This window comes from Paraburkholderia sp. C35 (assembly GCF_003121405.1).
Lineage (GTDB): Bacteria > Pseudomonadota > Gammaproteobacteria > Burkholderiales > Burkholderiaceae > Paraburkholderia.
Map to the genome: position 1 here is coordinate 15,950 of NZ_QBUY01000116.1, position 11,892 is coordinate 27,841.

Below are 11,892 nucleotides of genomic sequence, written 5' to 3' on the forward strand. Positions count from 1 at the left end.
GGCTCCCCTTAGATCTCGAGCGCCTTCGGCTGTTGGGCCGAGTGCGGATGCGTTGCGTCTGCGTAGACCTTCAGCTTCTTGATCATCGCGTAGCCGAGCGGGCCCTTCGGCAGCATGCCCTTGACCGCTTTCTCGAGCGCGCGGCCCGGGAAGCGTTCTTGCATCTTGCCGAACGTCGTTTCATAGATACCGCCCGGGTAGCCCGAGTGGCGATAGTACTTCTTGTCCGTGGTCTTGTTGCCCGTGACCTTCAGCTTGCCGGCGTTGATAACGATGATGAAATCACCGGTGTCGACGTGCGGAGTGAACTCAGGCTTGTGCTTGCCGCGAAGACGGTGTGCCACTTCGCTGGCGACACGGCCGAGAACCTTATCCGTCGCGTCAATCACAAACCATTCACGCGTCACCTCATGGGCTTTAGCGGAAAACGTCTTCATGATCGATCCAAATAAATATGCTGCGCCCTGTGTTTTTTCCTGCTTGTAAGTGCGCTTCGAGGCGCGTGCAGGCTCTCCCTGTTTTTTCTCCGCGGGCACGAATGCGGAAAAGCTGATGATTATAAAGGATTTTGCTTTGAGGAGTCAAAGTATCCGACGCTTCCGGCGCGTACAGACGAAAAAAAGCCCGAACTAGCGGTTCGGGCTTAATCCACCTTAGGAGGAGGGTGGAGGAGACATGCGGAGATTGTCGAACTACGACAACCAATGAACTGATTATATGTACGCTCCTTGTGCAACGCAAGAACATTTGCAATGCGAAATTGAATTTCATATTGCGGAATTAACAAAAACGAGCAGTACGCATCATCAAGCCATTGAAAAACAAGGATTTACCCCGAACTCAAGCTCCATGGGCGCCGGTTGTCTTAGAACAACACGCCTAAAACTGTTCGTGCTATCCCTTATGCGTCGAACATGCCGCAGCGCAACATACAAGCCCGAATCCGCATAACTCGCCGCCGATGTCGCTTCGGGCGAGCCAGCATCCGCCGGGCTACAATGCGCATCTCGAATTGAAAGCTTGTGAGCCGGAGTACAACGCAATGGAATGCAAAGTCAGCTGGATGGGTCAGGATGGTATGGCGTTCGCCGCCGAAACGGGCAGCGGTCACCTCGTCGCGATGGACGGCGCGCCTGAAGGCGGCGGCCGCAATCTGGCGCCGCGTCCGATGGAAATGGTGCTGCTCGGCACGGGCGGCTGCACCGCGTACGACGTCGTGATGATCCTGAAGAAGAGCCGTCAGGAGATCAGCGGCTGCTCGGTGACGCTCAAGGCCGAGCGCGCAAGCGAAGATCCGAAGGTTTTCACGAAGGTCCACTTCCACTTCACGGTGACGGGCAAGAACCTCAATCCGTCGACGGTGGAACGCGCGATCAACCTGTCGCACGACAAATACTGCTCGGCGTCGATCATGATCGCGAAAACGGCCGAGCTGACGCATTCGTTCGAAATCGTCGCAGCCTGAAGTCAGAGCGCGGCGCGCAAGCTGAAAAAGAAAATGCCGGCGTCCGAATGGACGCCGGCATTTGTCATTTGAGCGGCAAAGCAGGCCGATAAGCCGGATTCTGTGCACGCGACGCGCCCGAAAGCGCGCCACGCGTGGCAGCCATTCCTCTAGACGCGCCATTGCTGACGCGCTCAAGCTTCCTACCCGCTGACGCGACGGGGGCCCCGCCCTGCATCTCGAAGATGCTAGCCAGCCTACTTGGAATTGCTCCGGGTGGAGGTTACCGTGCCGGTCTGCCTCGCAGCAGCCGCGGTGCGCTCTTACCGCACCGTTTCACCCTTACCTGATCCCGGCTTGCGCCGGGCCATCGGCGGTTTGCTTTCTGTTGCCCTGTTCCGCGTGTCACCACGGATGGCCGTTAGCCATCACCCTGCCCTGTGGAGTCCGGACTTTCCTCGCCCTCGCCGGCCGAAACCGCCGAAGCCGCGACTGCCTGGCCTGCTTTGCTGGCGGCGATTTTAACATCCGGCGTCGCGCGCGACCGTCGGCCGCTGCGAAACACGGATGAATCCTCGTAGAAAGACGGCGATTCGTTCTCCGCCCACCAGCCGGGAATGCCGAGCACTGGCAGCGGCGCGAACATCTGGCTGCTGAATTCAGCGCGTTCGAGCAACGTGCCGGCGACGGTCTCGTCGAGATAGGCATCGCGTGAAGCGCGCGTCCAGACGAAAAATTCGGACGGCACATCGACAATCCACGCATGCGCCGTGCACGCCTTGTACGGTGTGACGAGTTTTTCCAGCAGCGCGTGTCCGAAGCAGCGCACCTCGCAGCGCTCGCTCCACGCCGCACGTTGATCGACGAACAGCGTTTTCCAGTCGAACCCACGCAATGCGGTGGCGAGCGACTCGTCTGCGCACGCGAACAGGACTGCGTTTTCATCGAAAACAGTCAGCGCGTCGCGCGTGCCGCCGCGCGTCGGGCCGATGCCCATCGCATCGACAGCGGCCGAGCCGCGCGCGCTCAGCGCCGCCTTGATGCGCGGAAACTCGAACCACGACAGCGCGTTGAAGAAGTCATGCAGATTGTGGCGAGTCGGCACGCAGCCCGTCGCTGCGATGTGCGCTTCGTATGCGATGCCGAGAGGCAACTCGTCTTGCGGAATAAAAGCGAGCCGCTCACCGCGCCCGGTCAAAATGCACGCGGAAGCAGCGTCCGCGTTCATCTCAAGCAACTGATCCGCCGCGCTGCGTAGCGCGGCCTGCTGCCAGCGCACGCCACGATAGGCCACCTGTGCGAACCACGGCCTCGACCAGTCGATATCCGCAAAGCCCGGCGCGGCGCGCTTCTGCGCACCGCCGGGCGAATCGACATCACGCAACATCGGCTCAATCAGCGTAAGCGTTCAAACCAGCTTCCAGCCGATCGGCTCGCCGCCGCGCAACGGCACGACGGGCGTATCGCCGACGGCGACTTCCGCGGGCAGCGTCCACTGCTCGCGACGCAGCGTCACCTTTTCTTCGCTGCGCGGCAGACGATAAAAGTCCGCGCCATGGAAGCTCGCGAAGCCTTCCAGCTTGTCGAGCGCGCCGGCGTTGTCGAACGCTTCGGCATACAGTTCGAGCGCATGAAGCGCCGTGTAACAACCCGCGCAGCCGCACGCATGTTCCTTCAAACCCTTCGGATGCGGCGCGCTGTCCGTGCCGAGGAAGAAACGCGGATTGCCCGACGTCGCCGCTTCGACCAGCGCCACGCGATGCGTTTCGCGCTTCAACACAGGCAGACAGTAGTAATGCGGACGAATGCCGCCCTGGAAAATCGCATTGCGGTTATACAGCAGGTGATGCGCGGTGATCGTCGCGCCGAGCAGTTCCGGCGGCGCACCGGCATCGCGGACATACTCGGCGGCATCCTTGGTCGTGATGTGCTCGAACACGACCTTCAACGCCGGGAAATCGCGGCGCAGCGGCGTCATCACACGGTCGATGAAGACTTTCTCACGATCGAACAGATCGATCGACGAATCCGTCACTTCACCGTGAATCAGCAACGGCATACCCGTTTCCTGCATCATCTCGAGCGTTTTGGCGCATTTGAGGATGTCGGTGACACCTGCGTCCGAGTTCGTCGTCGCGCCCGCCGGATACAGCTTCACGCCGTGCACGAAGCCGCTTTCGCGCGCGCGGCGGATTTCATCGGGCGGCGTGTTGTCGGTCAGATACAGCGTCATCAACGGCTCGAACTTCACGCCCGCGGGAATCGCCGCAATGATGCGCTCGCGATAGGCACGTGCCATTTCCGTCGTCGTGACGGGCGGCTTCAGGTTCGGCATGATGATCGCGCGGCCGAACTGGCGCGCGGTGTGCGGCAGGACGGCGGCGAGCATCGCGCCATCGCGGACGTGCAAGTGCCAGTCATCGGGACGGGCGAGCGTGAGGGTATCGACGGAAGCAGCGGTAGAGGCGGTCATGGCGGGGACTCACGTGCGTCGAGCATACGGCGAACGGCATAACTGACGCGGCTAATCCACAAAAGCAGCCAAAACATCCGTCAATTTAGCTTTTTGCCGTTTCTGGCTCGGTGATATGCTTGGGAAATCATCATTGTAACGGGTCGGCTCCGGTGTGCTTATGCCCCGGCTCGTAGCCCGTTAGAAAGGCTGGTCTTCCGCATCATGTGCCAACTACTCGGAATGAATTGCGCCGCGCCGACGGACGTCACGTTCTCGTTCACCGGCTTCGCGGCGCGCGGCGGCGTCACCGACCACCACTCCGACGGCTGGGGCATCGCCTTCTTCGAAGACAAAGCCTGTCGCCTGTTCATCGATCATCAGTCGTCGGCCACCTCGCCGATCGCCGAGATGGTCAAGCGTTACCCGATCAAGTCGAAGAACACGATCGCGCATATCCGCAAGGCGACGCAAGGGCATATCGTGCTCGAGAACTGCCATCCGTTCATGCGCGAATTGTGGGGACGTCACTGGATCTTTGCGCACAACGGCGATCTGCAGAATTACAGTCCGGTGCTGTCGGGCGTGTATCAGCCGGTTGGCAGCACGGATAGCGAGCTCGCGTTCTGCGCGCTGCTGCAAGGTTTGCGCAAGGCGTTTCCGGGTTCGCAGCCGCCGCTGGACGAACTGTTCGCCGCGCTCGAAAGTCTGACGCGCGAAATCACGCAATTCGGCGTATTCAATTTTCTGATGTCGAATGGCCAGGCACTGTTCGCGCACTGCTCGACGCGCCTGCATTATCTCGTGCGTAGCTGGCCGTTTTCGACTGCACATCTGGTCGATGCCGACGTTTCAATCGACTTCGCCAAGTACACGACACCTGAAGACCGCGTCGCCGTGATCGCCACGCAGCCGTTGACCGACGATGAAATCTGGACCGCGTTCGAACCCGGCGATCTGCTGATGTTCCAGCATGGCGAAGTGATCGCGCGCGCCAATGTGCCGGTGCCGCCTGCCGTGCTGGAGAAAGCGCGCAACCCTGCCTGCGATCCGAGCGCGTCCGCGAGCATGTTGCCTACGGCCACCGTGCTCGATCTCGAATCGGACGATACGGCCGCGTACGAATCCTGATTGTCGTCAGGCGGTTTGCATCAGTCGTTGCCGACGTCGTGCATCGTTTTACACAGTGCGACGTGGTGCCCGCACAGAAGCTGCCGCAGTGCCGGATGACACGGCCATGCCCGTGTTTCGCGCTGGCTGTTCTCGCCACATGAACCAGCATCGGCACAGCAAAAGTCACAGAGTTTCGTGCGACAGACTTCCAGGCTCGCGGCCAGCGCACGTGCGCTCAATGGGTCTGCGTAGTTGACAGCACAAATATCCAGCAGAACGCGCGTCAACGGCGAATGCAGTTCAGTCACCGCTCCATCGCGCGCGAGCCGTTCTGCAATTTCGAGTGCTTCGCGTTGCAAAACAGATATAAATTGTCTGGATAACTTATTTTTATGTCCATGACGTGAAGCCCACAAACATGCCGACTCGGAAAATTGCTCGGTCGTCAGCCATTCGCCTTCCAGTTCCATCGACACCAACTCGTGACCGACGAGATCGCTCAACAGAAAAACTTTCATCGACTATCTCATTTGGAATGAAACCGACGATGGCACGCACCCCGCTCACCTCATCGTGTTTCGCGGATTAGCATAGTTCCGCCGCAATCCAACTCACATGAGACGAATCCGATTAGCGCATCAATGCATAAGATTCCTAACATTTCGTGAAAGATTGCATTTATTCGTCAAACGCCGTTGCAGAAGTCGTGCGTCAAAAAAAAGCCGCTTCCGAAGAAGCGGCTTTATTGCGACTACAGCATGGATGTCAATGCAGGATCTTGGCCAGGAAATCTTTTGCACGATCCGATTTCGGATTGGCAAAAAAGTCTTCCTTGCGGTCATCTTCGACGATCAAGCCCTTGTCCATGAAAATCACGCGATGCGCGACCTTCTTCGCAAAGCCCATTTCGTGCGTCACGCACATCATGGTCATGCCTTCCTGCGCGAGTTCGACCATCACGTCGAGCACTTCGTTGATCATTTCAGGATCGAGTGCCGACGTGGGTTCGTCGAACAGCATCGCGATCGGATCCATCGACAGCGCGCGCGCAATCGCCACACGCTGCTGCTGACCGCCCGACAACTGGCCCGGATATTTATCGGCATGCGCACGCAGACCGACGCGATCCAGCAGCTTCAGGCCCTTCGCGGTCGCTTCGTCCTTCGAGCGGCCGAGCACCTTGATCTGCGCAAGCGTCAGGTTTTCGGTGATCGACAGATGCGGGAACAGTTCGAAGTGCTGGAACACCATGCCGACCTTCGAACGCAGCTTGGACAGATTCGTTTTCTTATCCGTCAGCGACTGGCCGTTGATGACGATATCGCCCTTCTGGAACGGCTCGAGGCCGTTGACCGTCTTGATGAGCGTCGACTTGCCCGAACCCGACGGTCCGCACACGACAACCACTTCGCCCTTTTTCACTTCCGTCGTGCAGTCGGTGAGCACCTGGAACTCGCCGTACCACTTGGACACATTCTTGATAGAGATCATCTTGCGACCTTTTTCTGAAGACTTTTGACGAGGCTCGACGCGACCACGCAGATCACGAAGTAACACGCACCGGCGAACAGTACCATCTCGACGTTCGTGCCGTCACGGTCGCCAATATTCGTGGCCGTGCGGAAGAAGTCGGCGAGGCTGATCACGTAGACGAGCGACGTATCCTGAAACAGCACGATGGCCTGCGTCAGCAGCAGCGGCACCATCGCGCGGAACGCCTGCGGCAGCACCACGAGGCGCATCGCCTGCGAATAGTTCATGCCGAGTGCGAACGACGCGTTCACCTGCCCGCGCGGCACAGCCTGAATGCCGGCGCGGATGATTTCCGAGTAGTACGCGGCTTCGAACAGCGAGAACGCGACCATCGCCGAAGCGAGACGGATGTCGATGTCGGCGGAAAGGCCGAGCACGTTCTGCAGCACCTGCGGCACGATCAGGAAGAACCACAGCAGCACCATCACCAGCGGGATCGAGCGGAAAAGCGTCACGTAGAGCTTGGCGAACCACTCGAGCGGCTTGACGCCCGAGAGCCGCAGCAGCGCGAGCACCGTGCCCCACACAATGCCGATCACGATCGCGAGAACCGTAATCTTGAACGTGACGATGGCACCCGTCCACAGCGTAGGCAGCGCGCCCGGAATACCACTCCAGTCGAAATGATGCATCACTTGCCTCCGATATAGCCAGGCAACCGGGTCCTGGCTTCGACGATACGCATCAGCCCCATCACGACGAAGTTGATGATCAGATACGCGACGGTGACGGCGATGAACGATTCATACGTCTGCGCCGTGTAGTCGACCAGCTGGCGTGCCTGCGCGGACAGATCGAGCAGACCGATGGTCGACGCGACGGCAGAGTTCTTGAAGATATTCAGGAACTCGGACGTGAGCGGCGGGACGATGATCCGGTACGCGACAGGCAGCAGCACGTAGCGATACGTCTGCCATTGCGTGAAGCCCATCGCGAGCCCCGCGGCACGTTGTCCTTTCGGCAATGCGTTGATGCCCGAGCGCACCTGCTCGCACACGCGCGCAGCCGTGAACAGCCCGAGACAGATGATCGACGACGAGAAGAACTGCGCACTGGGCGGCAGTTGCTTGAACCAGTTACCGATCGAAGCGGGCAGCAGTTCCGGTATCACCAGATACCAGACGAAGAACTGCACGATCAGCGGAATGTTACGGAAGATGGCGACGTAGAGCGTGCCGATCGCAGAGAGCGTCTTGTTCGGCACCGTGCGCAGCACGCCGAAGAACGACCCGACAATCAGCGCAATCACCCACGCGCACAGCGAAACGGTGACCGTCACCCAGAGGCCGGACAGCAGCCAGCCGAGATAGGTGGTCGGCTCGCCGGTGGAAACCGGACTCAGCAGAATGCCCCAGTTCCAGTGATATGACATGACGAAGACTCCAACAAAAAGAAACGGAAGTGGCGCTTGCCGCTTCCGTTCTGTTCAACACGTTGACTGTTTAGCTAACGGTTGTTCGAGGGTTAGTCGATTGCCTTGTCGTTCGGTGCCTTGTACAGCGCCTTGATATCGTCGCTTTCCGGGAAGTTCAGGTTGAGACCCTTCGGCGGAATCGGCGATTCGAACCACTTCTTGTAGATCTTGTCGGCGTCGCCTGACGTTTCGACCTTCGCGATGGCGTCGTCGACGACCTTCTTGAATTCCGGATCGTTCTTGCGAATCATGCAGCCGTACGCTTCATGCGATTGCGGCGCGCGGACGATCACGAAATCGCCCGGCGTGTTCGACTTCGCGCGCTCGCCTGCGAGCAGTGCGTCGTCCATCATGAAGGCAGCGGCACGGCCCGTCGACAGCGTCAGGAACGATTCCCCGTGATCCTTCGCGCTGATGATGTTCATGCCCATGTTCTTGTCCTGGTTCATCTTGCGAAGCAGGCGCTCGGACGTCGTACCCGCCGTCGTCACGACGGTCTTGCCCTTCAGATCAGCCCAGTCCTTGATGCCCGAATCTTTCTTGGTCATCAGACGCGTGCCGATCACGAAAATCGTGTTCGAGAAGGCGACCTGTTGCTGACGCTCGGCGTTGTTGGTGGTCGAGCCGCATTCGATGTCGATGGTGCCGTTCTGCACCAGCGGAATACGGTTTTGCGACGTGACAGGCGTCAGCTTGACCTTCAGGTCAGGCATGTTCAGCTTCGCCTTGACGGCATCCACGACCTTCAGCGCGAATTCCTGCGAGTAGCCGACCACGTTCTGCTTGTCGTCGTAGTACGAAAACGGAATCGACGATTCGCGGTGGCCCAGCGAAATGACGCCCGTGTCCTTGATCTTCTTCAGCGTGCCGGCGTCCTGCGCATGCGCGCCAACGGTGAACAAACCCAGTGTCGCGAGAAGCAGCGCAGCTTTTTTAACCTTCATTTGTGATCTCCTTGGCAAGAACCGGCGCCAGTGTATCTCAGTAATTATTCTGAAAGTATGGTTGTTAACCATGTTCGTCGCGCAGTGTTGCGTAAAGCCACCAGAAATGCGCGGCGCGGCGCCAGTATTGGCTTACAGCGCCTTCACCGGGTGATGCATCCGTCATTGGATACGTCGTTTTTGCCGGTTCGGACTGACTTCAACTACACAAAAGCGGACGGCATCCGAAGATGCCGTCCGCTCGGTATTCTGCGCGAACCCGTCGATTCGCGCTGGTGAAGCGATATTGCGCGGCGCCCGCTGCGAGGCCGGGCGCCGTGCGTTCTGACGATCAGGGATACAGGCCGCGCAGTTCGCGTGCTTCGAGGATGCGCTTACAAGCAACGATAAACGCCGCCGTACGCACCGACACCTTGTGCTCGCTCGCCACCTGCCACACGGCAGCGAACGCTTCGCGCATCACGCGTTCGAGGCGCTCGTTGATCTCGTCTTCCGTCCAGAAGAAGCTCGAGAAATCCTGCACCCATTCGAAGTACGACACCGTCACGCCGCCCGCGTTGGCGACGACGTCGGGAATCACGAGAATGCCGCGGTCGTTGAGGATGTCGTCGGCGGCCGTCGTCGTCGGGCCGTTTGCGCCTTCCACGATGATCTTCGTACGAATCTTGCCCGCGTTCTTGTCGGTGATCTGGTTTTCCAGTGCGGCCGGAATCAGGATCTCCGTTTCGACATTCCAGAAATCTTCGCTGGCGATCTTGTCGGCTTCAGCGTAACCGCCGACGCCGCCATGCTTCGCCACGTGTTCGAGCAGCGCGATTGCGTCGATGCCCGATTCCTTGTACAACGTGCCCGTGTGATCCTGCACGGCGACGATCTTCGCGCCCGCTTCCTGATACAGGCGCGCCGCGATGCCGCCCACGTTACCGAAGCCCTGCACGGCGACGCGCGCACCTTCGATATCCATGCCGATACGGCGTGCCGCTTCGCAGCCGACCACGAACACGCCGCGGCCCGTTGCTTCACGACGGCCGAGCGAGCCACCGAGCGTGATCGGCTTGCCCGTCACGACGCCCGTGGCCGTTTGGCCCTGGTTCATCGAGTACGTGTCCATCATCCACGCCATGATCTGCTCGTTCGTGTTCACGTCCGGCGCAGGGATGTCGGTGTTCGGTCCGATGATGATGCCGATTTCGCTGGTGTAGCGGCGCGTCACGCGCTCCAGTTCACCACGCGACAGCGTGCGCGGATCGACGCGGATACCGCCCTTCGCGCCGCCGTACGGCACGTTCACGGCTGCATTCTTCACCGACATCCACGCGGACAGCGCCATCACTTCCGACAGCGTCACGTCCTGGTGATAACGCACGCCGCCCTTGCCCGGACCGCGCGACACGTTGTGCTGCACGCGATAGCCTTCGAAGTGCGCAACCGTGCCGTTATCGAGTTCGATCGGGCAATCGACGATCAGAATCCGCTTCGGACGCTCCAGCGTTTCGAGCCAGCGCGACAGCGAGCCGAGATACGGCGCGACGCGATCGACCTGACGGAGATAGTTGCCCCAGGGGCCGAGATCGTCGGCGTGAAGGTAGGACGGGATGGACTGCAGATTTGCCGCGGTAGACATGAACGCTCCAGCGTTTTTATCGGGTGACGCCATTGTCGAAAAAAAGCGCTGAAGGGGTCCAATGCCGTTTGGTCATCCCATTATGTTTTTCTTGCATAACGCTGTGGAAACCGCAAATGGCTGTCGCAAAGCCGTTATTTGCGGTTCACGCAATGCACTCTTACTTACTTCGACGCTTGCGTGAGTTCGGTGCTCACGACATCCCATAGCGCGCGCACGAGTTGCTGACGGGCGTCGTCGGCTTGCACGGCGAGCTTGTCGCGGTACAGGCGGATTTCCATTGTCAGCGTGAGCTGCCCTTGCGCGACGCCACGCGCGGCGCGGTCAAGGCGAATCAGGCGGCCATCGGCGACGGCATCTTCGACCGCGCTGTGCGGCAGGAACGCGACACCGTGTCCGGCGAGCGCCATCGCTTTCAGACCTTCGGCCATGTCCGTTTCATACACGCGATCGAGATAGAGACGGCCGGGCGCCGTCGCAAAGATCACTTCCGTCATGCGCCCGAGATACGCGTTCGGCGTGTACGACAGATAGGGCGTCGGCGCCTCGGGCGTGCCGGGCAGCGTGTAGCGCGGGCGCCCGCCCTTGCCCGGCGCGGAAAACGGGCTGATCGCTTCGATGCCGAGCGTCAGCATGTCGTAGCGCGCAGGGTCGAGCGCGACAGGATGACTCGGATGGTGATAGCCCATCACCAGATCGCAGCCGCCTTCGACCAGCGACAGCACGGCATCGTGCACGTTCAACGCGCGCAGCCGCGTGTGGATCGAGCCGAGTTGCGCTTCGATGCGCTGCAGCCAGCTAGGAAAATACGTGAGCGAGAGCGTATGCGGAACGGCGAATTCGATGGTCGCGGCGGGTGTCGCCGTGTGGCCGCGCAGCAGCGTGCGCGCTTCGTGAAACTGCGACAGCATCGCGAGCGCCTGCTCGTAGAACACCTGGCCTGCTGCCGTGAGCCGCGTCGGATAAACCGAACGGTCGATCAGTTCCGTGCCGAGCCAGGCTTCCAGTGCCTGGATACGCCGCGAAAAAGCGGGCTGCGTCACATGCCGCAATTCCGCCGAGCGGCTGAAACTGCGCGTTTCCGCCAGCGACACGAAGTCTTCGAGCCATTTCAGTTCCATACGGGCCTAGCGCTCCACCAGTAACCGGAAAGCCTGCATTCTAGCGGCGCTGCGAGCGGCAAGGCGCATCCACGCCGGGACACGCGCGGGAGCCGATGTCCTAAAGGGGTAAAATTCGCGGTTCTTCCCGTTTGCTTTCTCACCGTTCCTGCCCGCCCCCATCCTGTCCGACACCCGCCCCGACCCCGACATACCCGTCCTCGCCCACTCCCCGCGCGCGGGCCGAGTCGCCACGTAACCCCCAGCC

Annotated in this window: 11 protein-coding genes, 1 other RNA gene and 1 pseudogene; 2 read left to right on the plus strand and 11 right to left on the minus strand. The window is 60.2% G+C overall.

All coding sequences use genetic code 11. From position 1 onward, the window contains the following. Window positions 1-8: 8 nt before the first annotated feature. The gene (rplM, locus tag DK391_RS37775; protein WP_028371847.1) at window positions 9-437 is read right to left on the minus strand and encodes a 50S ribosomal protein L13; all 429 of its coding nucleotides are present in this window, start codon (window positions 435-437) and stop codon (window positions 9-11) included. Between the two features lie 605 nt (window positions 438-1,042). Here rplM and DK391_RS37780 point away from each other — a divergent pair. Further along, window positions 1,043-1,465: an OsmC family protein gene (locus tag DK391_RS37780; RefSeq protein ID WP_109483119.1), complete on the plus strand. Its 423-nt coding sequence runs from the start codon at window positions 1,043-1,045 to the stop codon at window positions 1,463-1,465. A 73-nt stretch (window positions 1,466-1,538) separates the two neighbouring features. On the opposite strand, the gene rnpB is transcribed toward DK391_RS37780, so the two are convergent. The 3 genes and pseudogenes from rnpB to pyrC all read right to left on the minus strand — a co-directional run bounded on the left by rnpB (window position 1,539) and on the right by pyrC (window position 3,917). After that, window positions 1,539-1,952, minus strand: an RNA gene (gene rnpB / locus DK391_RS37785) — RNase P RNA component class A. Between the two features lie 99 nt (window positions 1,953-2,051). Then, a pseudogene (locus tag DK391_RS37790) lies at window positions 2,052-2,831 on the minus strand (DUF3025 domain-containing protein); the annotation flags it as partial. Between the two features lie 21 nt (window positions 2,832-2,852). Continuing rightward, complete coding sequence (gene pyrC / locus DK391_RS37795) at window positions 2,853-3,917, minus strand: dihydroorotase (RefSeq protein WP_109483108.1); 1,065 nt, start codon at window positions 3,915-3,917, stop codon at window positions 2,853-2,855. A gap of 204 nt (window positions 3,918-4,121) precedes the next feature. Between pyrC and DK391_RS37800 the strand changes: the two genes are divergently transcribed. Continuing rightward, window positions 4,122-5,027, plus strand: a complete 906-nt coding sequence (locus DK391_RS37800) for a class II glutamine amidotransferase (protein WP_109483109.1) — start codon at window positions 4,122-4,124, stop codon at window positions 5,025-5,027. 20 nt (window positions 5,028-5,047) lie between these two features. Here DK391_RS37800 and DK391_RS37805 read toward each other — a convergent pair whose 3' ends face one another. The 7 genes from DK391_RS37805 to DK391_RS37835 all read right to left on the minus strand — a co-directional run bounded on the left by DK391_RS37805 (window position 5,048) and on the right by DK391_RS37835 (window position 11,645). Next, complete coding sequence (locus tag DK391_RS37805) at window positions 5,048-5,527, minus strand: hypothetical protein (protein ID WP_109483110.1); 480 nt, start codon at window positions 5,525-5,527, stop codon at window positions 5,048-5,050. A gap of 247 nt (window positions 5,528-5,774) precedes the next feature. Then, window positions 5,775-6,500 carry an amino acid ABC transporter ATP-binding protein gene (locus DK391_RS37810; RefSeq protein WP_109483111.1) on the minus strand — a complete coding sequence of 242 codons (726 nt, stop codon included), beginning with the start codon at window positions 6,498-6,500 and terminating at the stop codon, window positions 5,775-5,777. Then, on the minus strand, window positions 6,497-7,174 hold the full coding sequence (gene gltK, locus DK391_RS37815) for a glutamate/aspartate ABC transporter permease GltK (protein ID WP_109483112.1): 678 nt from the start codon (window positions 7,172-7,174) through the stop codon (window positions 6,497-6,499). The genes DK391_RS37810 and gltK overlap by 4 nt, the downstream gene beginning before the upstream one ends. After that, the gene (locus DK391_RS37820; RefSeq protein WP_109483113.1) at window positions 7,174-7,914 is read right to left on the minus strand and encodes an amino acid ABC transporter permease; all 741 of its coding nucleotides are present in this window, start codon (window positions 7,912-7,914) and stop codon (window positions 7,174-7,176) included. Before DK391_RS37820 ends, gltK begins: the two co-directional genes overlap by 1 nt. Window positions 7,915-8,006: 92 nt before the next feature. Next, entirely contained in the window at window positions 8,007-8,900 is an 894-nt protein-coding gene (locus DK391_RS37825) for a glutamate/aspartate ABC transporter substrate-binding protein (RefSeq protein ID WP_109483114.1), read from the minus strand. A 331-nt stretch (window positions 8,901-9,231) separates the two neighbouring features. Further along, entirely contained in the window at window positions 9,232-10,524 is a 1,293-nt protein-coding gene (locus tag DK391_RS37830) for a Glu/Leu/Phe/Val dehydrogenase (protein ID WP_109483115.1), read from the minus strand. Window positions 10,525-10,688: 164 nt separating this feature from the next. Beyond that, entirely contained in the window at window positions 10,689-11,645 is a 957-nt protein-coding gene (locus DK391_RS37835) for a LysR family transcriptional regulator (RefSeq protein WP_109483116.1), read from the minus strand. Window positions 11,646-11,892: the final 247 nt, after the last annotated feature.